This window comes from Methylobacterium sp. BI1 (assembly GCF_056680125.1).
The window spans coordinates 4,836,034-4,857,782 of record NZ_CM155267.1 but is presented as its reverse complement, the minus strand read 5'-3'; the positions used below and the strand labels follow the sequence as shown (position 1 = coordinate 4,857,782).

The window sequence follows — 21,749 nt, the reverse complement described above, 5'->3', positions numbered from 1 at the left end:
AGGATACTCAGGCTGCCTGCGGTTCCTCAATGACCTCGAGGCGAAGCTGGTACTGATCGCCCCAGAGTTCTCCGGCCTTCTGATACCACGCCGCATCGAAGTATTTCCGACAGCAAAATTCGCTCGTCCAGATACAGACGGCGATCAGACGACCATCGACCACCTTGACGTGTCGACTGATCAAACCACTCGTGATCCCGGTCGAAGGGCACATGTCGATGCTCGTCATTCCGTAGCTGTTCTCGCCACTGAAAATCACCGGGCAGTCGAGGATTGCCAGGAAACGCATGGGGATCACTCCTTCATCTTCCTCACCGGAGACGACGGCAGACTGCCGAGGCGCCGAACGGTGATGGGAGCCAGCATGCGGACGCTGGCTGTGCCTTACCCCACCCATCGAAGAGCGAGACTAAAAATTTGTATTCAAACGCACCAAACGTCAAGTTCAGAACATTACAAAAGGATCTTCGACCAATCCGCCTGTTATTGCAGCGCAAGAACTCGCTCCAACTGGTCGAACCCATGAACTTCCTCAATAGGATAGAGTTCCGAGCTCGTCTCGCTCCCGACATCAAGCCGCCGATGTGTGCGGAACGCCAGACACACAATCCCAGATGCTCTGGATTGAGTGAAAGCAAAGGCCGTCCATAATCGCGATGTGGTTCGTCTTATGCGCGCAGAACAACTGCAGCCGATCAGCGAGCGGAGTTCGAAGATCGGCGCAGACGAACTCCGGCGTGGTCAGCATCCAAACCAAGCTATCGAGCGTCTCCAAGCCGTGATCGGCGATGGCGCGAAAGATCTCATGCTCTGTCAGTATCCCGATAAAGGAGCCGGTCTTATCACAAGGACCATCGACAACAATCAGGGCGTCGACATCTAGAGCAGACAAAAGCCGCGTCGCCTCGCGGACAGACCGATCCATACGAATATAGCGCACGCGAGAAGCTTCACTGGCGGGCTTCTGACTCGCGCCCATGGCGCCATTCCTCCAACCCTATGAGTTTTTCTCTCCTGACCCTGGTATACACAATTTCAGCTGTCAACGAGTCGGCTGAAATATTTTGCCAGGACGCGAGACAAATCGGCGGCTTTGTCGTTCCGCCTGCATAGGCTCGGCGGCGAGGTTGCGTCCCACCCAGCCTGCGGCTCACAGTTTTTGCACAAGCTCACGCTGCAGCGCAGCATCTCGTATTCAGTCAACACCGAATTTCTGCAACTAAAACGTTTGCAATGATGTCTCTCAACGCGTTCAGGAAGCCCAATCCGCACGGATCGCAAGCGGTAGTATTGTGCGTAAAACAGGCGATCTAACTCTCGATGGCCGCTTGTCAATTCGGGCTTGGATCGATCGCCGGCTGGGATTGTCGGTTTGAGATGAAACCGACACGTTCCGGTATGACCAGCGGCTCGAAACGGATCGTGTTCCGATCGCCTTCGCGCCTGGATACCAAGCAGATCGCACGCCGGAAAACTCTACGAGCGGTGTTGCAGACGAGCTGGCCTTGGCAAGAGCTGAGTTTCTCGCTGCGATGCGGGATCGATTTCTTAGCAAACAACTCTTGACGATTGGTTCGTAGGGAGAGAGGCTGGTATTCCACATACCAAGCCGGCGGCACGTCCGGCGACCAACGGCCCCTACGCTTCAAAATCGGTCGAAGAACCGATCGCGTATCTCGTTTCACCAAGAGCCTACCGGAGGAAAAGCCATGTCGAGGGTGGAGACCACAACCGAGCGCGTATCCGACAGTTATCGATGGGGTCAGCTCGTCATCGGCGTTATCTGCATGGTGATGATCGCCAATCTGCAATACGGCTGGACATTCTTCGTCCCCGACATTCAGAAGAAATTTGGGTTCGATCGCGCCGCCATCCAGTGGGCGTTCACCCTGTTCGTGCTCTTCGAGACCTGGCTCGTTCCGGTCGAAGGCTGGTTCGTCGACAAGTACGGTCCGCGCGTGGTGGTACTATTCGGCGGTCTGCTCTGCGGGATCGGCTGGGTGATCAACTCCTATGCCGGCACCCTGAACATGTTCTACCTCGGCCAGGTCATCGCCGGTATCGGCGCGGGTGCCGTCTACGGAACCTGTGTCGGCAGCGCTCTGAAGTGGTTCCCAGACAAGCGTGGTCTCGCCGCGGGCATCATCGCCGCGGGCTTCGGTGCCGGCTCAGCGCTCACCGTCGCACCGATCCAGTGGATGATCGCCGATCACGGCTTCCAAGCCGCGTTCTTCAATTTCGGCATCGGCCAGGGCCTGGTCGTTGCTGTGCTGGCGTTCTTCTTCACCTCGCCCAAAAAGGGACAGGTTCCGGAGGCTGCCACCAACACAAATGTCATCCAGACCCGGCGCAACTACACGCCCGGCGAAGTAGCCAGACAGCCGATTTTCTGGCTGATGTACTTCATGTTCGTCATCGTCGGTGCCGGTGGCTTGATGATCACGGCCAACCTGAAGCCGATCGCCGCCGATATCGGCGTGGACAAGGTGCCCGTCACCATCATGGGCATCACGATGGTCGCCATCACTTTCGCGGCCACCATTGACCGCGTGCTCAACGGCCTGACCCGCCCGTTCTTCGGCTGGGTCTCCGATAAGATCGGTCGCGAGAACACCATGTTCGTCGCCTTCGCCATGGAAGGCTTCGGCATCTACATGCTCTACCTCTGGGGCCATGATCCCCTGTGGTTCGTGCTGCTCTCGGGCTTCGTGTTCTTCGCCTGGGGCGAGATCTATTCTCTCTTCCCTTCGACCTGCACGGATACCTTCGGTACCAAGTTCGCCGCCACCAACGCAGGCCTGCTCTACACCGCGAAGGGCACTGCCGCCCTCCTGGTCCCGGTCGCGAACTATCTGCAGCAGGCGACCAACAGCTGGGACGGCGTGTTCCTGGTGGCCGCCGGCGCCAACATCCTCGCCTCGCTTCTCGCCATCGCGGTACTGAAGCCCTGGCGCAAGCGGGTCGTCGCCCAGGCCCTTGCGGTTTCCGACGAGACCAAGCCGGCCGCCCGCATCGTCACGGCCTGACGGCCTAACCGAAGCAATCGAAGTAGACCCGCGGGGGCCGGACGAGCAGTCCAGGCCCCCGCGCCCGTTTCGCAGGCCCAATCTGATCCCGTCCGCAGGAGAGCCCAATGTCGCCGCTCGCCCCCTGGCGCCCCATGCACACGGCGCCTCAGACCATCGTGCGGATCTGGCTCAATCATCTGACCCTTGGGCCGATCCTGGCTGAAGGACGTCCGGGCCGCTGGTACGCCCCGAGTGCGGCTCGTCAGGTCTGGCGCTGGTACCGCTCGGCCGACGCGGACGCCCTGGAGCCCTTCCAGGGCTGGCTGCCCCACGAGCCAACGGAGCCGTTTCAATCGGCGATCGGCGCCAACGCGACCAATCTTGTGGCGGATTGCGTAACCAGCCGGGTGAAGGCGGTAGACCCTTCGTGACACGCTGAAGATCAGCGCCTCCGCGTCGCCGCGAATGGCGATGCCGAACTCGCGTCGTCCGATTCTCCTTTGCGTGAGCGTTTGAGGGAGCAGGATAAAATCACGGCTGTGACCGCCCGAGGCTTCGATGTTGGTCGCCGTCTCCCCTGCACGCTTTCTTCGGCCTATGGCCAATCTTGCCCTTCAGGATATCCGATCGATCGTCTTGCCGATCGCGATGGCATCGCCCCGGGCATCGCACCTCATCATGACAAGGCGATGCCGCTTCATACGGGCGGGCTTTCGTGTGCGCGGCATGATTTCCAACGGCTTCGATGTAATGGCGATCAGCAGGCGGAGCCGACACGGACGGAGTCAGGGACGCTCGGAATGAGGCTCGATTGCTTCTTTCTGCAGTTTAAAGATCCAGACCTGCTGATCGACGTCGAAAGAAATCGGCATTTCCATGTATGATCTGCATCTACCCGACAGCGTCTGCTGACGATCCAAGTATCTGACATTTCCACAATGCTGTTGAACGTTTCATATGCCTCCTGTCGAACCCGTACGCCGCTTCGTCATAACCCGTGATTTGAGGCGCTTGCGGCGAAAATTTCAGGATGCGGGTTCCAGATCCGTGAGCGAATAGCGCTTCAGTTTCGATGCAGCCGGCCTGGAGTTCGGGATTGGCGTCGCCGACGGATGCCAGGCACGCATGAAAACGGCGCGTCTCTCGACGCGCCGTCCGGTTGTCTGGTTGCGGCCGCCCGGTGGAGCGGCCGCGATCCGTCTCGACGCTTCAGACCGCGCGGGCCTGATGCAGTTGCTCGATCTGCTGCTGTGTGTAGCCGAGGTCGAGGAGGACCTCGTCGGTGTGCTCGCCAAGCAAGGGCGAGGCCTTCACCTCGACCTGCATGTCGGAGAACTTGATCGGGCTGCCGACCGTCAGGTACGAGCCAAGCTTCGGGTGCGGCACCTCGACCACAGTGCCGCTGGCGCGCAGCGACGGGTCGTTGGCGATTTCCTTCATCGATAGCACCGGCGAGCACGGAATGTCGAACTTACGGAGGATATCGACCGCCTCGAACTTGGTCTTGTCGGCGAGCCAAGCCTCGATCGTGCCGAAGATATCCATGATCTTGTCCTGGCGCGCCCGAGCGGTGTTGTAGGCCGGATCGTCGATCCACTCATCCTTGCCGATCGCCTTGCAGATCGGGGCCCAGGCATGCCCCTGGATCGTGAAGTAGATGTAGGCGTTCGGGTCGGTCTCCCAGCCCTTGCACTTCAGCACCCAGCCCGGCTGGCCACCGCCACCCGCGTTGCCACCGCGCGGCACCACATCCGAGAACTCGCCGTGCGGGTACTGCGGGTATTCCTCGAGGTAGCCGAGGGCATCGAGACGCTGCTGGTCGCGCAGCTTGACGCGGCAGAGGTTGAGCACCGAGTCCTGCATCGAGACGGCAACCTTCTGGCCCTTGCCGGTCTTGTTCTTCTGGTGAAGCGCCGTGAGGATGCCGATGGCGAGGTGCATACCGGTGTTCGAGTCACCAAGAGCCGCGGCACTGACGGTGGGCGGGCCGTCCCAGAAGCCGGTGGTCGAAGCCGCGCCGCCGGCGCACTGCGCCACGTTCTCATAGACCTTCAAGTCCTCGTAGTGATGGCCATCCGAAAAGCCCTTCACCGAGGCCAGGATCATGCCCGGGTTGAGTTCCTGGATGCGCGACCAAGAGAAGCCCATGCGATCGAGCGCACCAGGACCGAAGTTCTCGACCATGACATCGGACTGCTTGATCAGGTTCTCGAGGACTTCCTTCCCCTCGGGAGTCTTGGTGTCGAGCGTGAGAGAGCGCTTATTGGAGTTAAGCATGGTGAAGTAGAGCGCGTCGGCGTCTTCGACGTGGCGCAGCTGCGTGCGCGTCACATCACCCGCCCCAGGGCGCTCCACCTTAATCACGTCGGCGCCGAACCAGGCCAGCAGCTGCGTGCAGGCCGGGCCGGCCTGGACGTGGGTGAAATCGATGATCTTGATACCCTCGAGCGGCTTGCTCATCGTGGCGTTCTCCCTGTTGGCTTAGGCGATTGTCGAAGTTCGAGGCTTGCCCGGTCGATCCGGGTTCTGGGTTGGCCGGAGACCCGTGGCGGGATGTTCCGGCAGTCCGTCGCGCCCCGCCCTCAGGCGACGCGGGATTCGAGGTCCGCCAGGCGGCGGCGCATTTCACGCTCGTCGTTCCAACGCTGGGTCTCGTCGCGGATAATCGCGGCGATGCCCGTGACTGCGTTGTCGGCTCCGTGAACCAGCCCGACCGTGAAGGCGATGGAGAGCGTGTGGCCATCCTTGTGGATGGCCGGAACCCGCAGCACGTCGGCACCGTATTTGGTCACGCCGGTCTGCATGGTTTTGGCATAGCCCTCCCAGTGACGCCGGCGCTGCCGCTCCGGCGTGATGAGATCGAGAGACTGGCCGATCGCCTCTTCCGCCGCGTAGCCGAAGATGCGCGTCGCTGCGGGATTCCACACGGTGATCGCACCGCTCGGGTCCGACACCACGACGGCATCACCGGCTGCTGCCACCAGGGCGGCAAAATCGATCGGGCTCGTCATGCGCTGACCCTCATCTCCCTGTTCGTGCTGCGGATGTCGTCTCCGCTGCCCACCTCACCGATCGGGCGGGCTCGAACCTGGGGCGAGACGATGGTCATCCATGGGCATGAAACACTCCTCTCCTTCTCCGTCAGGCGCAAAACCGTCCGGTGGCGTCGCGAGGACTTCGTCTTCTCTCTGTGCTAACACTGTTGGTATTTGGTATGCCAACGACGGTATGGTGTCAACTCTTGGAGGCATCGGCGACGATCCGAGGGACCTTGCGCCACGGTGACGGCGTTCCCGAATGAAACCGGCACGCCGAGACAACGAGAACCGGCAGGGGAGAACCGCCATGGGTCCGGGCCCAAGCATCACCATCACCCAGGTCGAGGGCTACAAGTTCACGATCGATTTCGGTGGAGTCCTGCCCCACCTGCTGGTCGACGAGGCCATTCCCATCGGCAGCGGCGAAGGCCCGTTCCCCGAACAGCTCCTCGTCTCGTCGGTGACGAATTGCCTATGTGCCAGCCTCGTCTTTGCCCTCGGGAAGTACAAGCAGGAGGGTGGCGGCATCCGGGCCGAGGCATGCTGCGAGGTCACCCGCAATGCCGAGAACCGGCTGCGCATCACCGGCATCACGGTCTCGATCAATCTCGGGGCGACCGCCGAAAGCCTCCCTCGCATCGATCGGGTGCTGGAGCAGTTCCAGCGCTTCTGCACGGTTTCCGAAAGCGTACAGGCAGGCATCCCCGTTGCGGTCTCTGTCCGGGACGGGGCCGGCACTCTGCTCACCTGAGTTCTCCAGCTACTTCCAGGAAGGATTCGCCATGACGACCTCACCGAAAGCGCCGAACCAGAACGCGCCGATCGCCCATGAACCGGAAGACCTCGCCCGCCTCTTCAACGAACGCGCCAATGCAGGCGACGTGGACGGCCTCGTTGCTCTTTACGAACCCGAAGCGGTCCTGGCGGCCGGCAAAGTTGTGGCCACTGGACACGGCGAGATTCGACAGTTCTATGCCGATCTCCTGGCCCGCAAGTCCGAGTTTCCAGCCGCCGAAACCCTGCCGGCGATCCGGAACGGCAATCTCGCCATGACCTTCGCGCGAGTTCCCAATGGAACGATCTCTGCTGAAACAGCGCGGCGCCAAGCCGACGGCGGTTGGCGCTGGTTGATCGACCAGCTGAAGATCAAGCCCCTCCAGGCGGACAAGGCCAATTGACGGATGCCTCCCATTCGTTTGCTGCCGATACCCAGGGGTCTCGCATGATCGATCCTCGACTCGCCGGTCGGCTCGCCTTCGCGCACCGGCTTCCCACGAAGGATCCTTTTCCCGCCGGTCGCCATGCCCTGGGCCTGTTCGCCGAGCGAGATGCGATCCTTTCGGTACCGGCCGGCGTCGATCCACGCCGGCCGACGCCGCTCGTGGTGCTGTTCCATGGCGGCGGCGGTAGCGCAGAGAAGATTCTGCCGATGCTGGAGGCCCATGCCCAGGCGCGCGGCTTCCTACTGCTGGCGCCCCAGTCGATGTTCCCGACCTGGGATCTCGTGATCGGCGGCCATGGCCCCGATCGCGAACGCGTCGATGAGGCTCTGGCAGAGGTTAGCAGCCGCTACCTCCTCGATCCGACGCACCTGATTTTCGCAGGCCATTCCGATGGTGGCAGCTACACGCTCTCTCTCGGGCTTGCCAACGGGCACGTGGTCACGCATCTGCTCGTCTCCTCGGCGGGTTTCCTGTCCGTTCACCTGCAATCGGGCGCGCCGCAGATCTTCCTCTCCCATGGAACCCGCGATGAGCAGATTCCGATCGATCGCAGTGCGCGGGTCCATGTCGCCCAGTTGCGGGAGGCCGGCTACGCGGTCACGGCAGTCGAGTACGACGGGCCGCACGCCTACAATCCGGCGATCGTCGCCCAGGGCGTCGATTTCGTTCTTGCCGGGACTTGAATACCCAGGACCGCACCTTGCGCGAACTTTTGGTCCGTCGGAGGCGGTCCAGGCCCGATCTTCCACGCTTCAGCTGGGTTTGCAGAGGCACGACCTGATCTGGGTCCCGCACAATCGTTTTCGGGTTCGTCGCCCGCTATACCAATCCACCAAGGTATCCTGCCGACCGGGACACGGAAGGGCGACCGGCCGAACGCGTATCGCAACTCTACTCGGCAGACCCGGCGCGTTGGATCCTGCATGTCTGCGCACTCAGCTCACCACCGTGAGATATTCCCACAATTCACATTGGGCCCCCGCCTAGATCGACGATCAGGCTGCTTTTAATCGTCCCTTAACCAGAATAGGGCTCCCTAAAAATAGATAAAGACTACACGGAACTGGATGTGCACGTGATGGAAGCAGCCGAGAAGCTCGTCCTCGTGGACTCGCTCGATCAGGAAGCGGAGCGGATTCGGAACATTTTCAGCACTTCGTTCCCGCATTCGAGCGCCGATCTGAACCGGCTGATTCCCGAAAACTTCACGGATACGGTGTCGCGTAGGTCTGATCCGGCGCCGAAGGCGGAGACCGACGAGTTCGACTGGTCGATTACGCTTGCCAACATCGAAGCAATCGTCGATGCCAGCAACGCCAGCAGAAGCATGGTGGCAGACGCCGAGCGACGGGCCGAAATCGCCGAGGCTAAAGCCCGAGAGGCGATTCATTGGCTTCGCCTTCTTCACGAGGCCGTCTTGAAGGGTATGCCTCACCCTCAGGGCTAAGTGTATGGTCTAGGGCGTCTCTGCAAATTCATGCGGGCCAGAGCATGGTCATGCCGAATGTGACCATGGCGAGGTCGTTGGCTGCCCGCTTTTCGTAGCGCGTGGCGATCCGACGATACTGCTTGAGACGTCCGATCAACCGCTCGACTTTGTTGCGCTGTCGGTAGGCGGTTTTGTCGAAGTCGGGCTGACGCGGCTGATCCTTGCGGGTCGGGATGACCGGCTCGATCCGGCGCTGCCTGAGGCGGCGACGGGCGGGTGGACTGGAGTAGCCTCGGTCCCCGGCCGTTCGGCGTGGCCGCAGACGCGGGCGGCCTCGGCCAGAGCGTGGCACCGCCCCCTTGTCCATTAGCGCGTCCAGGGCGAATTGCTCGTGGCGCTCGCCGGCCGTCAGCACCGCCGCGATCGGTTTGCCGCCGCCTTCGGCGCGCAGATGCAGCTTGGTCGAGAACCCGCCCTGGCTGCGCCCGAGTGCTTCCCCGACGCCTTCGACCGTCGCCTCACCCCCCGATGGCGCCGGACCGGCGTGCACCAGCGGCGTGCTGGTGGGCGCGCACCACCGTGGCGTCCACGAAGTGCAGATCCCCGTCGAGGTCGCCCCGGGCATCGGCTTGCGCCTGCAGGCACCGCAGCACCCGGTCGAACACGCCAGCCTGCCGCCAGCGATAGAACCGGCTCGACACGGTCCCGACAGCACCATAGCGGACCGGCATATCCGCCCAGGGGGCGCCCGTGCGCAAGATCCAGAGCATGCCGTTCAGGAGTTGCCGGTGATCCACTTGCCGGTGATCCTCCGCTGGCCGGCCTGTGTGCGGCTTCTGCGGAGGCAGGAGCGGGGCGATCTGCTCCCACTACGCATCGGTCAGTTCGTAGCGTCGCATTCCGCCCACATGGGGGCGGTCACCCCACCTGTGAACCCTTTGCAGAGACGCCCTATTCCGCAGCTATCCTCGGGACAGTGCCGATAGCGCCCGACTCAGCGATTTTGAGACGCTCGGCTTCGGAGTAGCCGAGGACCTTGGTTAAAATTTCTTCGGTGTGCTCGCCCAGGAGGGGAGACCGTGTGATTTCGGTCTCGCTTGCCGAGAGACGGATTGGGTTGCCCACCGTAAGATACTTACCGCGGGTGGGATGTTCGACCTCCACGACGGTACCGGATTTGCGCAGGGACTCGTCCTCCGCGATCTCCTTCATCGAGAGGATCGGCCCGCACGGCACGTGCAGCGCATTGAGAATTTCCATCGCTTCGAACTTTGTCTTCGACATCGTCCAGGATTCGATGCGGGTGAAGATCTCGTTCAAGTGCGGTAGGCGGGCCTTCGGCGTGGCATAGTCGGGATGCGTTGCCCAGGCAGGCTCGCCGATGACGTCACAGATCTGTGGCCAAGCCGCTCCTTGGGTGATGAAGTAGATGTAGGCGTTCGGGTCGGTCTCCCACCCCTTGCACTTGAGGATCCGCCCCGGCTGACCACCCCCGGAATCATTGCCGGCGCGCGGCACCGAGTCCCCGAACGGAATACCCTCGCCGTACTGACTGTATTCCGGCAGAGGGCCACGCTCGAGGCGTTGCTGGTCCCGCAGTTTGACCCGGCAGAGGTTGAGCACGCCGTCCTGCATGGCGCAGTCGACCCGCTGACCGAGACCGGTTTGGGTGCGGTGGTACAGGGCGGTGACGATACCGAGAGCTAAATGGAGGCCGGTTCCGGAATCGCCGATTTGTGCCCCGGTGACCATCGGGATGTCGGTGCGGAAGCCCGTGGTCGAGGCTGCGCCACCGACGCACTGCGCCACGTTCTCATAGACTTTGCAGTTCTCATAGGCGCCGGGGCCGAACCCTTTCACCGAGGCGAGGATCATGCGCGGATTTGCGGCGTGGATCGCCTCCCAAGTCAGGCCCATTCGGGCGAGCGCTCCGGGCGCGAAGTTCTCGACCAGGACGTCGCACTCACCGATCAGGCGCCACAGCACCTCGATTCCCTTCGGATTCTTTGTGTCGAGCGTGATCGAGCGCTTGTTGTGATTCAGCATCGTAAAATAGAGGCTGTCCACATCCGGAATATCCTGAAGCTGCTGGCGCGTTGCGTCACCCACGCCAGGCCGCTCGACCTTGATCACGTCCGCACCGAACCAAGCCAGCAACTGCGTGCAGGTTGGACCCGATTGGACATGGGTGAAATCGAGGATTTTAACGCCTTCCAGGGCTTTCATGGCACAGGCTCACCTAACCGGGAGACTTCAGCGCGGGGATCCGTTCGGGCGACGAACGGCGGAGGAGGCTCTCCTGCCGCATGGCGCGATACCGCGATGTTCGGAGTACGCGCAGCGGCTTCTCCAGAAGCCGCCCGCGCGTGTCTTGGCACCGGAGACGGGGTCTATCTCCGGTGAGAGCGAGGTGAGGTGCCTCAGACAGTCTTTTTGCGGACGACCGTGCTCGTCGGATTCAGGCTGCCGATGTTGCCGCTCTCGGTGCCGGCAGCGGGATCGATCACGGCGTTGATCAGGGTGGGCTTGCCCGAATCCATCGCCGCATTGACCGCCTGGGACAGCTCGTCCGGCGTCGTGACATGGACGCCGACACCACCAAAGGCCTCCATCATCTTGTCGTAGCGTGAGTCCTTGACGAACACCGTGGTACCGGGATCGCGGCCCGTGGGGTCGGTGTCCGTGCCGCGATAAATGCCATTGTTGTTGAAGACCACGATACAGACGGGCAGGTCATATCGGCAGATCGTCTCGACCTCCATGCCGGAGAAGCCGAAGGCGCTGTCACCCTCCACTGCGAGTACCGGCTTGCCGGTCTCGACAGCAGCTGCCACGGCGAAGCCCATGCCGATGCCCATGATGCCCCAGGTGCCGACGTCCAGGCGCTTGCGCGGCTGATACATGTCGATGATCCCGCGAGCGAGATCGAGGGTGTTGGCGCCCTCGTTGACCAGGATCGCGTCGGGGCGCTCCTTGATGATGGTCCGAAGGGCGCCCAGCGCGCCGTGGAAGTCCATCGGAGCCGAGTTCTTCTTCAGCTTCGAGGCCATCTTGGCGAGGTTCTCCTCCTTTTTGGTCCGGATCGCGTCGGTCCAAGCCGATGGGGGCACCTGCCAGGTCTGGCCCATGCCGTCGAGAAGCGCGGTCACGCAGGAGCCAATATCGCCGACCACCGGGGCGACGATTTCGACGTTCGAGTCCATCTCCTTCGGCTCGATATCGACCTGAATGAACTTCTTCGAGCCCGGCGCGCCCCAGGTCTTACCCTTGCCGTGCGAGAGCAGCCAGTTCAGACGTGCGCCGACCAGGAGGACCACGTCGGCGTCCTTGAGGACAAGGGAGCGGGCCGCGCCGGCCGATTGCGGGTGGGTGTCAGGTAGAAGGCCCTTGGCCATGCTCATCGGCACGTAGGGGATGCCGCTGCGCTCGACGAGGTTGCGGATTTCCTCGTCGGCCTGGGCATAGGCTGCCCCCTTGCCGAGGACGATGAGTGGACGCTTGGCACCCTTCAGTACGTCGAGGGCGCGGGTGATGGCGCTCGGGGCGGGCAGCTGTGCGGGAGCCGCGTCGATCACCTTGACCAGGGACTTGGCGCCAGCCTCCGCGTCCATGACCTGGCTGAACAGCTTGGCGGGCAGATCGAGATAGACGCCACCTGGACGGCCGGAAACCGCGGCACGGATCGCGCGGGCAACCGCGATGCCGATGTCGCAGGCGTGCAGGACGCGGAAGGCGGCCTTGCACAGAGGTTTCGCGATGGCGAGTTGGTCCATCTCCTCGTAGTCGCCCTGCTGCAGGTCGACGATCTCGCGCTCGGAGGAGCCGGAGATCAGGATCATCGGGAAGCAGTTCGTGGTCGCGTTCGCCAGCGCTGTCAGGCCGTTGAGGAAGCCGGGCGCCGAAACCGTGAGGCAGATGCCGGGCTTCTTGGTGAGAAAGCCGGCGATCGCGGCGGCATTGCCGGCGTGCTGCTCGTGGCGGAAAGAGATGACGCGCATGCCGGCAGCCTGCGCGAGACGGCCGAGATCCGTGATCGGAATGCCGGGCACGCCGTAGATGTTGTTGATGCCGTTGAGCTTCAGCGCATCGATGACGAGGTGGAAGCCGTCGATCTGCTCGCCTGCATGATCGGACGTGACACCGACGCCGGTGGCGACGTCGTGGACGGCCTGCGTGGATTCGGAGCCAGCGGTTCTATCCATGGTGTTTCCTCCAGTTCGGGCGCTTCTTGTTAAATGGCGCGCCATTCTTTGTGGTAATCGAACGTATGAGCTTGATGTCGGACCGAATTTCGATCCAGAATGACTAAAGATTCCTGGCCGCGTAACGAATCTATCGCCGGACCCCCTGCGGCTTGCCGCCGAGATGCCTAGAAATTCACGAAGCCCGGGACGTTGGAAACCAGATTATATCAGTCATCGGCTGATCGATCACTTGGCGCTCGATGTGCGTTGCGCGATGATCCGGTCCGTGGATTGTGTTGCGTGCAGTGCTGTCAGTCGCGACCAACCAGTTGCCAGTCCGAGAATGGTGGCATACCAAATACCACGTGTCAAACCGGTCTGACTGAGCTTCCGGGGCCGGATCAGCCGCTCGCGGGTTGAGATTCTTCGGCAGGTGTTGGACGGATGAATCGTCGCTTCCGCGAACACGAGCAACCGCTCGTCGTCACGCCTTGGTGAGTCGACGTAGCTATGTTGTTGTTGCAGGGGGGATATTCAAATCTTGTCCCGGGTCAAACGCTCAGGTTTCCTTGTGTTCCGAGAGCGGGTTCGGCATGTTCCAGACCAAATTGACGGTGCCTCAGCGTCCTAGCGATCGTTCCAGGTGTAAGCATGGTTGAGTCCACGACCTTTCAGATCAAGCCTCTCGCGGCGACGTCGAGCTTGCGTGCGCTTGCCTACGATGCGCTGAAGGAAGCCATCACCAACATGAACATCTACAGCCAGCGCGATGAGGTGAGGCTCGACGAGCGCAAGCTTTCCCAGGATCTCGGCGTCAGCCGCACACCGGTCCGGGAAGCCCTCACGGTCCTGGAGCAGGAGGGATTCGTTCGGTTCGAGGCCCGTCGCGGTGTCTTCGTGATCAAGAAGTCGAAGAAGGAGATCGTGGCGATGATCCAGGCCTGGTCGGCCCTGGAGAGCATGGCTGCGCGGCTTGCCTGCCAGCACGCGACCGACGAGCAACTCGGCTGCCTGCGTATCCATTTCCCCGAATTTTACGAGGGACGTCCGACCGATCACATGGATGAGTACTCGGATGCGAACATCCGTTTCCATCAGAAGATCATTTCGCTCGGCGGCTGCGACGTCATCAAGGACATCACCAGCAATCTGTTGATGCATGTCCGCGGCATCCGAAACACCGCCCTGCGCCAGGGCGACCGGGCGGCGAACTCCATCAAGGAGCATGTCGAGATCATCCAGGCCCTGGAAGCGCGGGATGCGGAGCGTGCCGAACGCCTCGTGCGCGAGCATGGCCTTGGCCTCGCTCGCCACGTCGAAAAGTACGGCGACTACCTCGACTGAAGGCTTCGGGACGCTGATCTCGCAGCAGGTCGTTCTCAGTAGCTCGGGACCAGCCGCTCCTCCGGCAGCGGGGCTTCCATGTGGAAGCGCAGTCCGCTCTCCGCATAGTCAATGGCGACGGTGGCGTTGCACTGCTGGGCCAGAACCCGCTGAAGCAGGGTCGAGCCGAAGCCTTTGCGCTGGGGCGGCGTCACCAGCGGCCCTCCCGACTCCGTCCAGTCAAGGGTGAGGCGCCGCCCGGCGCCACCCGCTACGACATCCCATACGATCGTGATCCGGCCACCCGGTTCTGAGAGGGCTCCGTGCTTGGCTGCGTTCGTGGTCAGCTCGTGGAACGCCATGCCGGTCGGGACGGCGAGGTCGGCCGCCAGCTCGATCATCGGACCCTGGAGATGAATGCGCTGGCTCTTCGCGTCGTTGTAGGGGCTCAGCTCATTCTCGAGCAGCTCGTGCAGGGGGGCCGTCTGCCAATAATCCTCGGTGAGGAGCGTGTGGGTCTTGCCCAGGGAGACGATCCGGTTGGAGAACGACTGATAGAACGTCTCGACATCGTGGGTGGACCGTGCAGTCGCCCCGAGCAGCCCCTGCACCGTCGCGAGCGTGTTCTTCACGCGATGATGCAGCTCTCGAATCAGCAGGGCTTGGCGCTCATGAGTCTTCTGGCGCTCGTCCAGGTGGGCCGCCACCTCCCATTGCCGGCGTCGGGCGCGAAGGGCTGAACGCACCGCGTTGGCGAGCACCGCCGGATGGAACGGCCGTTCCAGCAGAGTTACATTGCCGAGCAGACCGTTCAGACGTTCGTCGGGTGAGGCGCCGCGATGGCTGAGCAGGATGAAGGGAAAATCGGACCAGGGAGGCTGCCGTTCCGACCATTCGGCAATCGCCCGTCGGTCCGAGCGCAGGAGCGCCTCTTCGGTGATCACAGCGCAGGCCGCGACATCGAGGTCGGCCACGAGATCCACCAGATTCGCCTTGATCCGCGAATCGATGCCGACCTCAGCCAAGATCGCGGCTGCGATGCGCGCGTCCCGTCCGCCCGGCGCCAGGATCAGCGCGATAGGATCAGGCTGCGCCATGGGAGCCGGTTTGATTGTCGGTGATCTGTGCCAACGACGCGGGCCGGTCATCGAGAAGATCGGCGTTTTTTCCCTCGAACGTTGGCACACCGGTGAGCACGCCGCGGAAATCCTTGAGTACGGCCCCCACCCGGAGGCCCTGGGAGTCGATCCGGAATTCTCGGATGGTGTCCTCGTGCGGGCCGGTGCGCTTCTTCAATACCGAGAGCGCTCGGCGCACATGGCCGCCGGCTTCGAAGAAGCGGAGCATCACCACCGTATCGCTGACATAGGTGAGGTCGACCGGTGCCTCCATCCGCCCCACCATGCCGTGCTGGGCCAGCACCAGGATCGTCACCACGCCCTGCTGGTTCAGGTAGGTCGTCATCTCGTGCATCTGCAGCACCAGATGCGGCTGGCCGCTCATGGCGCTCATGTAGCCCGTGAGACTGTCGATGACGACGACGCGCGCCCGATCGGTCTCGACCGCATCGCGAATACGCCCGGCAAAATCGCCCGCCGAGACATCGGCGGGGTCCATCTGCTCGATCCGCAAGCGGCCGGATTCGATGTGGGGACCGATCGCGAAACCGATCCCGTTGGCCCGCCGCTGGAGGATGCCTGCGGTCTCGTCGAAGCTGATGATCAGGCCGTGTTCGCCCTGATCGAGGGCTGCCATCAGGTAGCCGAGCGCCAGGGTCGATTTACCGGCGCCCGAAGGGCCGATGATGAGGTTCGTGGTGCCCCGATCCAGGCCGCCGCCGAGGACCGCGTCCAATTCCGGGACTCCGCAGGCGACCGTCCCGGGTTCGAACTTGGCGTGATGATCGGCAGCCACGAGGCGAGGAAAGATCCGAACCCCACCGCGCTTCAACACGAAGTCGTGGTAGCCGCTCTCATAGGGAGTACCGCGCATCTTGATGATGTGTAGCCGGCGGCGACCGGCGCCGTAGGTCGGCGTCACCTGCTCCAGACGTAGGACCGCGTGGCTGATCGAATGCAGGTTGAGGTCGTCGTCCTCGGAGCTGAGATCGTCGAGCATCAGCACCGTGGCGTTGTTCAGCAGGAAATAGCTCTTGAGCGCCAGCACCTGCCGCCGGTAGCGCAAGGAGCCCTGCGACAGCAGCCGGATCTCCGACAGGCTGTCGAACACCACCCGGACCGGGTTCACCCGCTCGATCTCGGCCAGAGCCATCCGAACCGTTTCACCCAGTTCGAGGTCGGACGAGTGGATAAGCGTCTGCTGCTGCTCCGAATCCAGGCTGAGCTCCGGCGGCACCAACTCGTAGATCTCGACGCCTTCAAGGGACCAGCCGTGGCGCTCAGCCACAGAGAGGAGCTCACGTCGGCTTTCCGAAAGGGTGATGTAGAGGCCCTTCTCGCCCCGGTTCAGACCGTCGAGGAGAAATTGCAGTCCGAGCGTGGTCTTGCCACTGCCGGGCCGCCCTTCGATGAGATGAGCCCGCTGGGCCGCGTAGCCGCCGTGGAGGATCTCGTCGAGGCCTGGCACTCCGGTCGGGATCGGCGCGGCGTCGCCGGCGACGGGGGTCTGCATGAATGAATCCGCAACGTGAAAACCGGCTCCACCATAGGGAGGGGACCCTTCGGCGTCGCCGGTATTTATGCCACACCGCCGGGGTATGCACCTCACCGGGCGTCGGCTTTGCCCGCAGGGCCGGGCGAGACCAGCCTCCGTCCATCTCCGCCAAAGGTTGCCCTTTGCAGAACCGCGAGGGCACCGTATCAGGGCCGGCCCTTGCCGCGCGGCCGCGAGATACAGCCCGCCTCGCATCTGTCCTCTCGAGCTACCGGAGTGCGGAGCCCCGATGCGCGAACCGAACGCGGTGGATTTCTGGCGGGGTTTGGCCCTCGTCACGATCTTCGTGAATCACATTCCCGGCAACACCTTCGAGCGGTACACCTATTCGCAGTATGGCATCTCCGATGCCGCCGAGCTGTTCGTCTTCCTGGCCGGCTGGTCGATCGGAATCGCCACCCGCAATCGTGACGGGAGCCCCGAGCCGCGGCTGAAGACCGTGCTGCGGCTGATGTCGCGCACCATCGAGGTTTATCGGGCTCAGATCACCACGATGGCGCTCGCCCTCGGCATGATTGCCGGGACGGCCCTGGTGCTCGACAACCCGTTGCTGCTCGAATGGCACAATGCGGGAGGCTTCTTCGCCGATCCGATCCAGACCATGGTCGGCTTCGTGCTGCTGACCCACCAGCTCGGCTTCTTCAACATTCTGCCGCTCTACGTCGTGCTCCTCGGAATCGCGCCCGTCTTCGTACTGATCGGGCGCGTGAGCCGGCTCGCGGCCCTGCTCCTGTCCTTCGCGCTCTATGCCTCTAGCCTCGTGTTCGAGTGGAACCTGCCCTCCTGGCCGGGCGAGGGCGATTGGTTCTTCGACCCGCTGTGCTGGCAGCTTCTCCTCGTTCTCGGCTTCACCATGCAGGACTGGAGCCGGACCTCGCCCTGGCTGAAGCGCTGGTCGCGTCGGCTCGTCCCGGTGGGAGTGGTCATCGTTCTCACCGGCATCGCCCTTTCGGTGCTCGACCTGCGCCCCGATCCGCTCCTTGTTCCTGATCCGCGCCTCGTCTTCACCTTCGACAAGACCTATCTGTCGCCTGCGCGGGTCATCCACTTCCTCGGCGTACTCCTCGCCTTCCAGACGCTCTACGGGTTCCTCGCCCCGCGCCTCGGATGGATCACGGCCTTCCTCGCCAGCCTGGGACGAAATTCGCTCGCAGTGTTCTCAATCGGCTCGCTGCTCAGCCTGGCCGCGCAGCTCGTGCGGTTCTGGACCGGCGGCGGTGTCGTTGTTGACGTTTTCGTCGTAGGGTCCGGCCTGTTCGCACTGGGTTTCACCGCATGGTTCGTCGAATGGCGCTCCCGAAAGCCGCGGGTCTCCTCGCCCTGAGCCTGGCTCTCCTCTGCCCCCTCGGCGGAGGCGGAGCCTGGGCGCAGGAGCCGGCGGCCCATCAAGACCCCGTGAAGGTGGGACCTCCACCGCCGACCGTGGTGTCGCCTCCGAGCGTCGCCGCCGGACAGGGGCCGGATGCGGAGGCTGTGGACGTGACCCTGTCGCCGGAATGTCGGGTGCCTGGCTCGAAGCTCTACACCCTGGCCCGCCTCGGCGCGGTGAAGGCAGCTCTCAAGGAAAAACGCCCGGTCCGCGTGCTCGCGATCGGCGCCTCGACCATGGGGCTCGGGTCGTCCGCCACCTATCCGGTCAAGCTTGAGACCGCCCTCGAGCGCTCCCTGCCGGATGTCGACGTGGTGGTGGAGAGCCGGGGGCTGCAAGGCGAGATCGCATCGGGAGCGGGCGAGCGCCTGCGCAGCATGGTTGCGGAGGTAGAGCCTGACCTCGTCATCTGGCAGGTCGGCTCCCACGACGCCCTTGCCCGGGTGGATCTCGATGCCTTCGGCACGGCCCTCGACGAGACCGTGCAATGGATCAAGGGGCATGAGATCGACGTCGTTCTCGTCAGCCCGGTCTACACCGCGAGCCTCGCCTCGGACGATTATTACACCAGTCTCGTGCGCAAGGTGCAGGAGGTCGCCCTGCGGGAGGGCGTACCCCTGGTCCAGCGCTACGAGGCGATGCGCTACCTCGCCCGCCGCAACGACAAGGGCGAAGGACATCTCCTGGGCAGCCAGTTCCGGCTGAACGATCTCGGGCTGCGCTGCATGGCCGAGCACGTCACCCGCGCGATCACCCTGTCGCTTCTGCAGCCGGATCCGGCCTCGACGGGTAGCGCCGGGCGTCCCACCCTGACCCTGGCGCCCCCGAAGGACTCAGCCGGGACTAAGCTGCCCGCCACGGCGCCCGCCGGGCCCTGAACCAAAGCCTTAACCGCTCGGCTTAACCGCGCCGCAATGGCGAAGGCCCTACACCGGTAGGGATCGGGCGGGGGCCATTCGGTGAGCATAGCGACGGACAGGATCGGAGCCGCCGGCGCGTGGAGCGCCCTGACGCGACTGCGCGGCGGTGCCGCCGGGGCGGCGATCCACGTCTTCGCGATCCGCATCGGCGCGGCCGGCTTCGCCTATGTCGGGCAGGTGCTGATGGCGCGCCTGATGGGCGGCACCGAGTACGGGATCTTCGCGGCGATCTGGGTCTGGATCGCCATCCTCGGTCATTCGGCCACCCTCGGCCTGTCGCAGGGTGCCTGCCGGTTCATCCCGGCGGATCAGGCCCGAAGCGATCTCGCGGCCGTCCGCGCCTACCTCATCGGCGGTGCGACCGTGACGCTGGCGAGCGCGCTCGCCGTCGCCTTCGGGGGGCTCGCCCTGGTCTGGGTCGAGGGCTCCCTGCTGGAGGGCCCCTATGCCGCCCCCCTCCTTGTGGCGGCGCTGGTGCTGCCGCTCTTCGCGCTCCAGGATTACTGCGAGGGCGTGGCCCGCGGTCAGAACTGGGCCGTGCTCGCCATCGCCCCCCCGTACCTGCTGCGGCAGGGCCTGATCATGGCCGCCATGGTCGCGGCCGTGGGGTTTGGCGCACCGGCGGAGGCGCGCGTCGCCGTCCTCTGTACCCTCGTGGCGACCGGGATCGCGGTCTCGATCCAGGCGGCCCTGCTGCTGCTGCGCCTTCGGGCGATCTTGCCCGCCGGACCGCGCCGCTATGCCTGGCGACGCTGGTTCCGCGCCTGCCTGCCGATCGCGGGCAGCGATCTCGCCACCTCCGCTGCCAGCTTCATTGACGTCGTCGTACTCAGCCTGCTCGTCCCGCCCGCCACGGTGGGGCTGTACTTCGCCGCGACCCGGATCCAGCAATTCGTGGTCTTCGTCCATTTCGCCGCCACCGCCGCCACGGCGCAGCGCTTCACCGCGGCCCATGCGGCCGGGGACCGGGTGGGGCTCGCCGATCTGGTCGCGCTGCAGGCGCGTCTCACCCTGGCGGCCACCGCGCTCATCGGGATCGCCGTCCTCGCGGTCGCGCCCCTCCTGCTGGGGCTGTTCGGCCCGGAGTTCCGGGACAGCCTGCCCATCCTCGCCGTCCTCGTCGCCGGCAGCGTCGCGGCCAGCGTCTTCGGCCCGGGTGAGGACCTGCTCAACATGCTCGGCGGAGAGCGTCTGGCCGCCAGCGTGGCCGTCGGCATGCTGGGTCTGGCCGGTGGCCTCTGCATCATCCTGGTCCCGGTGCTGGGGGTGATCGGGGCGGCCCTGGCCATGGCGCTCGCGACCGTGGTGCGCGCCGCCGCCATGGCCTGGGCTGCCTACACGGTGCATGGCCTGGTGACGCCGGTCCGGATCGGTCTGTTTGGGAGACGGGGCCGATGAGCGCCGCTCACGCCCGGCGGGTCGCGCCGGCCTATACCCACGCGATCACGACGCTCGCGTCCCTCGGGCGGGAGGCAGAGGCCTGGGACGACCTCTCGGCCCGCGCAGGACGCGCCCATCCCTTCTTCGGTCGGCACGTGATGCAGGCCCATTTGGCGAGCGGCCTGGCATCGTCGGACCTGCGGGTCGTCGTCGTGCACGGGCCGGAGCGCCTCGAAGCGGTGCTGCCGTTTCGCCGCTCCTACGATATCTGCGGGCTCGGGCGATCCGTCCTGCTGCCGTTCGCGTCGCCCTTCATCACCGCGTCCGCGCCATTGGTGGCGGAGGGCCCGGACAGGCCTGCGATCCTGGCGGCCCTGGTCGAGGGCCTTGCCGTCGCCTCCGGCGGACGGGCGTGGCGCTGGCCGCTGCTCTCGGTCGAGGCGGCTCCGGGCCGCGACCTGCTCGCCGCGATGGCGGAGGCCGGCTGGGATCTCGGAGAGGTTGCCCGGTTCGTCCGTCCGGTCCTCGACAGGCGCCCCGATCATGCCGCCTTCCTCGCCGGGCATCCGCATCCCTCGCGGCTCAAGGATCTGCGGCGCCGGCAGCGCCGCCTCGCCGAGGGCGGTGCGGTCAGTCTCCAGAGCGTGACGCAGGGACCGGCTCTCGCCCGGGCGGTGGAGGTCTTCCTCGAGCTCGAGGCCGCCGGCTGGAAGGGGAGCGCCGGCACCGCCATGGCCTGCCGTACGGCGCATGCCGCCTTCGCCCGCGCCCTGTTCCGGGCCGAGGGAGGCTCGATCGGCATCCGGGCCGACACCCTGACCCGGGATGGGACGACCCTGGCCGTCAGCCTCGCGCTGGTGGCGGGCGGAACCGCGTACCTCCTGAAGACCACTTACGACGAGACCGCCCGGGCCTTCGCGCCGGGCCTCGTCCTGGAGGCCGAGATCGTGCGGGCGCTGCATGCGGAGGGCTTCGCCGAACGCCTCGACTCCGCGACCCTGGCCGGGTCGGCCCTCGAAAGCCTCTACCGCGAGCGCGACACCGTCGCCGAGATCATCGCGGTTCCGGACGGCTCCCGCGGGCTGATCGGGCTGGAGCGGCGCCTTCGGCTCGCGCGCTTGGAGGAGACGGCCCGGGGCGAGGCGCGGCGGCTGCTCCGGCGCTGAGGGCGTGCGGCGAGCCGGATTGTGACGTCCTGGCGA

21 protein-coding genes are annotated in these 21,749 nt (G+C 64.4%); 12 read left to right on the top strand and 9 right to left on the bottom strand.

The genetic code is table 11. The annotated features are described in order from the left end of the window. Nucleotides 1-7 precede the first annotated feature (7 nt). Both AC1MGR_RS22935 and AC1MGR_RS22930 read right to left on the bottom strand, forming a co-directional pair. Nucleotides 8-289 (bottom strand): hypothetical protein, encoded by a 282-nt coding sequence (locus AC1MGR_RS22935; protein ID WP_108035354.1) that lies wholly within the window; start codon nucleotides 287-289, stop codon nucleotides 8-10. A gap of 282 nt (nucleotides 290-571) precedes the next feature. Further along, nucleotides 572-979, bottom strand: coding sequence for a CBS domain-containing protein (locus AC1MGR_RS22930; protein ID WP_480233066.1), 408 nt, complete (start codon nucleotides 977-979; stop codon nucleotides 572-574). A 730-nt stretch (nucleotides 980-1,709) separates the two neighbouring features. Between AC1MGR_RS22930 and oxlT the strand changes: the two genes are divergently transcribed. The 3 genes from oxlT to AC1MGR_RS22915 all read left to right on the top strand — a co-directional run bounded on the left by oxlT (nucleotide 1,710) and on the right by AC1MGR_RS22915 (nucleotide 3,892). Beyond that, nucleotides 1,710-3,026, top strand: coding sequence for an oxalate/formate MFS antiporter (gene oxlT, locus AC1MGR_RS22925; RefSeq protein WP_108035260.1), 1,317 nt, complete (start codon nucleotides 1,710-1,712; stop codon nucleotides 3,024-3,026). 107 nt (nucleotides 3,027-3,133) lie between these two features. Then, entirely contained in the window at nucleotides 3,134-3,439 is a 306-nt protein-coding gene (locus tag AC1MGR_RS22920) for a hypothetical protein (RefSeq protein ID WP_480233065.1), read from the top strand. Between the two features lie 108 nt (nucleotides 3,440-3,547). Beyond that, nucleotides 3,548-3,892, top strand: coding sequence for a hypothetical protein (locus AC1MGR_RS22915; RefSeq protein ID WP_480233064.1), 345 nt, complete (start codon nucleotides 3,548-3,550; stop codon nucleotides 3,890-3,892). 325 nt (nucleotides 3,893-4,217) lie between these two features. Here the strand turns inward: AC1MGR_RS22915 and frc (AC1MGR_RS22910) are convergent, their stop codons facing one another. Together frc (AC1MGR_RS22910) and AC1MGR_RS22905 are read right to left on the bottom strand one after the other, a co-directional pair. Next, nucleotides 4,218-5,468 carry a formyl-CoA transferase gene (gene frc / locus AC1MGR_RS22910; RefSeq protein WP_056217950.1) on the bottom strand — a complete coding sequence of 417 codons (1,251 nt, stop codon included), beginning with the start codon at nucleotides 5,466-5,468 and terminating at the stop codon, nucleotides 4,218-4,220. 122 nt (nucleotides 5,469-5,590) lie between these two features. Then, nucleotides 5,591-6,019 (bottom strand): PAS domain-containing protein, encoded by a 429-nt coding sequence (locus AC1MGR_RS22905; protein ID WP_480233063.1) that lies wholly within the window; start codon nucleotides 6,017-6,019, stop codon nucleotides 5,591-5,593. Nucleotides 6,020-6,353: 334 nt separating this feature from the next. Between AC1MGR_RS22905 and AC1MGR_RS22900 the strand changes: the two genes are divergently transcribed. From AC1MGR_RS22900 to AC1MGR_RS22885, 4 genes are all read left to right on the top strand, one after another. Beyond that, nucleotides 6,354-6,797 (top strand): OsmC family protein, encoded by a 444-nt coding sequence (locus tag AC1MGR_RS22900; RefSeq protein WP_480233062.1) that lies wholly within the window; start codon nucleotides 6,354-6,356, stop codon nucleotides 6,795-6,797. A 31-nt stretch (nucleotides 6,798-6,828) separates the two neighbouring features. Further along, nucleotides 6,829-7,224: a YybH family protein gene (locus AC1MGR_RS22895; protein WP_480233061.1), complete on the top strand. Its 396-nt coding sequence runs from the start codon at nucleotides 6,829-6,831 to the stop codon at nucleotides 7,222-7,224. Nucleotides 7,225-7,268: 44 nt separating this feature from the next. Beyond that, entirely contained in the window at nucleotides 7,269-7,952 is a 684-nt protein-coding gene (locus AC1MGR_RS22890; protein WP_480233060.1) for an alpha/beta hydrolase, read from the top strand. Between the two features lie 395 nt (nucleotides 7,953-8,347). Beyond that, a complete protein-coding gene (locus tag AC1MGR_RS22885) occupies nucleotides 8,348-8,716 on the top strand; it encodes a hypothetical protein (protein ID WP_480233059.1) in 369 nt (122 codons plus the stop codon). Nucleotides 8,717-8,744: 28 nt separating this feature from the next. Here the strand turns inward: AC1MGR_RS22885 and AC1MGR_RS22880 are convergent. The 3 genes from AC1MGR_RS22880 to oxc form a co-directional block, all read right to left on the bottom strand. Next, nucleotides 8,745-9,558, bottom strand: a protein-coding gene (locus AC1MGR_RS22880; protein WP_480234876.1) for an IS5 family transposase whose coding sequence is annotated in 2 segments (ribosomal slippage) — nucleotides 8,745-9,224 and nucleotides 9,226-9,558 — 813 coding nt in all. Because the reading frame shifts where the segments join, the coding sequence is not laid out codon by codon here. Nucleotides 9,559-9,649: 91 nt separating this feature from the next. Then, nucleotides 9,650-10,924, bottom strand: a complete 1,275-nt coding sequence (frc, locus tag AC1MGR_RS22875) for a formyl-CoA transferase (RefSeq protein WP_480233058.1) — start codon at nucleotides 10,922-10,924, stop codon at nucleotides 9,650-9,652. A 194-nt stretch (nucleotides 10,925-11,118) separates the two neighbouring features. After that, nucleotides 11,119-12,900, bottom strand: coding sequence for an oxalyl-CoA decarboxylase (gene oxc, locus AC1MGR_RS22870; protein WP_480233057.1), 1,782 nt, complete (start codon nucleotides 12,898-12,900; stop codon nucleotides 11,119-11,121). Between the two features lie 633 nt (nucleotides 12,901-13,533). On the opposite strand from oxc, the gene AC1MGR_RS22865 reads away from it, so the two are divergent. Further along, nucleotides 13,534-14,226, top strand: a complete 693-nt coding sequence (locus AC1MGR_RS22865) for a GntR family transcriptional regulator (protein WP_108035240.1) — start codon at nucleotides 13,534-13,536, stop codon at nucleotides 14,224-14,226. 35 nt (nucleotides 14,227-14,261) lie between these two features. On the opposite strand, the gene AC1MGR_RS22860 is transcribed toward AC1MGR_RS22865, so the two are convergent. Then, complete coding sequence (locus AC1MGR_RS22860; RefSeq protein WP_480233056.1) at nucleotides 14,262-15,302, bottom strand: sensor histidine kinase; 1,041 nt, start codon at nucleotides 15,300-15,302, stop codon at nucleotides 14,262-14,264. After that, complete coding sequence (locus tag AC1MGR_RS22855) at nucleotides 15,289-16,836, bottom strand: ATPase domain-containing protein (RefSeq protein WP_480233055.1); 1,548 nt, start codon at nucleotides 16,834-16,836, stop codon at nucleotides 15,289-15,291. Before AC1MGR_RS22855 ends, AC1MGR_RS22860 begins: the two co-directional genes overlap by 14 nt. 271 nt (nucleotides 16,837-17,107) lie before the next feature. On the opposite strand from AC1MGR_RS22855, the gene AC1MGR_RS22850 reads away from it, so the two are divergent. From AC1MGR_RS22850 to AC1MGR_RS22835, 4 genes are all read left to right on the top strand, one after another. Beyond that, the gene (locus AC1MGR_RS22850) at nucleotides 17,108-18,202 is read left to right on the top strand and encodes an OpgC family protein (RefSeq protein WP_480233054.1); all 1,095 of its coding nucleotides are present in this window, start codon (nucleotides 17,108-17,110) and stop codon (nucleotides 18,200-18,202) included. After that, complete coding sequence (locus tag AC1MGR_RS22845) at nucleotides 18,166-19,125, top strand: SGNH/GDSL hydrolase family protein (protein ID WP_480233053.1); 960 nt, start codon at nucleotides 18,166-18,168, stop codon at nucleotides 19,123-19,125. Before AC1MGR_RS22850 ends, AC1MGR_RS22845 begins: the two co-directional genes overlap by 37 nt. A gap of 87 nt (nucleotides 19,126-19,212) precedes the next feature. Further along, nucleotides 19,213-20,565, top strand: a complete 1,353-nt coding sequence (locus AC1MGR_RS22840; RefSeq protein WP_480234875.1) for a lipopolysaccharide biosynthesis protein — start codon at nucleotides 19,213-19,215, stop codon at nucleotides 20,563-20,565. After that, entirely contained in the window at nucleotides 20,562-21,713 is a 1,152-nt protein-coding gene (locus tag AC1MGR_RS22835; protein ID WP_480233052.1) for a GNAT family N-acetyltransferase, read from the top strand. Before AC1MGR_RS22840 ends, AC1MGR_RS22835 begins: the two co-directional genes overlap by 4 nt. Nucleotides 21,714-21,749: the final 36 nt, after the last annotated feature.

Coding starts and splice junctions, on each gene's coding strand:
- AC1MGR_RS22935 (WP_108035354.1), bottom strand. CDS start 289: ATGCGTTTCCTGGCAATCCTCGACTGCCCGGTGATTTTCAGTGGCGAG.
- AC1MGR_RS22930 (WP_480233066.1), bottom strand. CDS start 979: ATGGGCGCGAGTCAGAAGCCCGCCAGTGAAGCTTCTCGCGTGCGCTAT.
- oxlT (WP_108035260.1), top strand. CDS start 1,710: ATGTCGAGGGTGGAGACCACAACCGAGCGCGTATCCGACAGTTATCGA.
- AC1MGR_RS22920 (WP_480233065.1), top strand. CDS start 3,134: ATGTCGCCGCTCGCCCCCTGGCGCCCCATGCACACGGCGCCTCAGACC.
- frc (WP_056217950.1), bottom strand. CDS start 5,468: ATGAGCAAGCCGCTCGAGGGTATCAAGATCATCGATTTCACCCACGTC.
- AC1MGR_RS22905 (WP_480233063.1), bottom strand. CDS start 6,019: ATGACGAGCCCGATCGATTTTGCCGCCCTGGTGGCAGCAGCCGGTGAT.
- AC1MGR_RS22900 (WP_480233062.1), top strand. CDS start 6,354: ATGGGTCCGGGCCCAAGCATCACCATCACCCAGGTCGAGGGCTACAAG.
- AC1MGR_RS22895 (WP_480233061.1), top strand. CDS start 6,829: ATGACGACCTCACCGAAAGCGCCGAACCAGAACGCGCCGATCGCCCAT.
- AC1MGR_RS22890 (WP_480233060.1), top strand. CDS start 7,269: ATGATCGATCCTCGACTCGCCGGTCGGCTCGCCTTCGCGCACCGGCTT.
- AC1MGR_RS22885 (WP_480233059.1), top strand. CDS start 8,348: ATGGAAGCAGCCGAGAAGCTCGTCCTCGTGGACTCGCTCGATCAGGAA.
- frc (WP_480233058.1), bottom strand. CDS start 10,924: ATGAAAGCCCTGGAAGGCGTTAAAATCCTCGATTTCACCCATGTCCAA.
- oxc (WP_480233057.1), bottom strand. CDS start 12,900: ATGGATAGAACCGCTGGCTCCGAATCCACGCAGGCCGTCCACGACGTC.
- AC1MGR_RS22865 (WP_108035240.1), top strand. CDS start 13,534: ATGGTTGAGTCCACGACCTTTCAGATCAAGCCTCTCGCGGCGACGTCG.
- AC1MGR_RS22860 (WP_480233056.1), bottom strand. CDS start 15,302: ATGGCGCAGCCTGATCCTATCGCGCTGATCCTGGCGCCGGGCGGACGG.
- AC1MGR_RS22855 (WP_480233055.1), bottom strand. CDS start 16,836: ATGCAGACCCCCGTCGCCGGCGACGCCGCGCCGATCCCGACCGGAGTG.
- AC1MGR_RS22850 (WP_480233054.1), top strand. CDS start 17,108: ATGCGCGAACCGAACGCGGTGGATTTCTGGCGGGGTTTGGCCCTCGTC.
- AC1MGR_RS22845 (WP_480233053.1), top strand. CDS start 18,166: ATGGCGCTCCCGAAAGCCGCGGGTCTCCTCGCCCTGAGCCTGGCTCTC.
- AC1MGR_RS22835 (WP_480233052.1), top strand. CDS start 20,562: ATGAGCGCCGCTCACGCCCGGCGGGTCGCGCCGGCCTATACCCACGCG.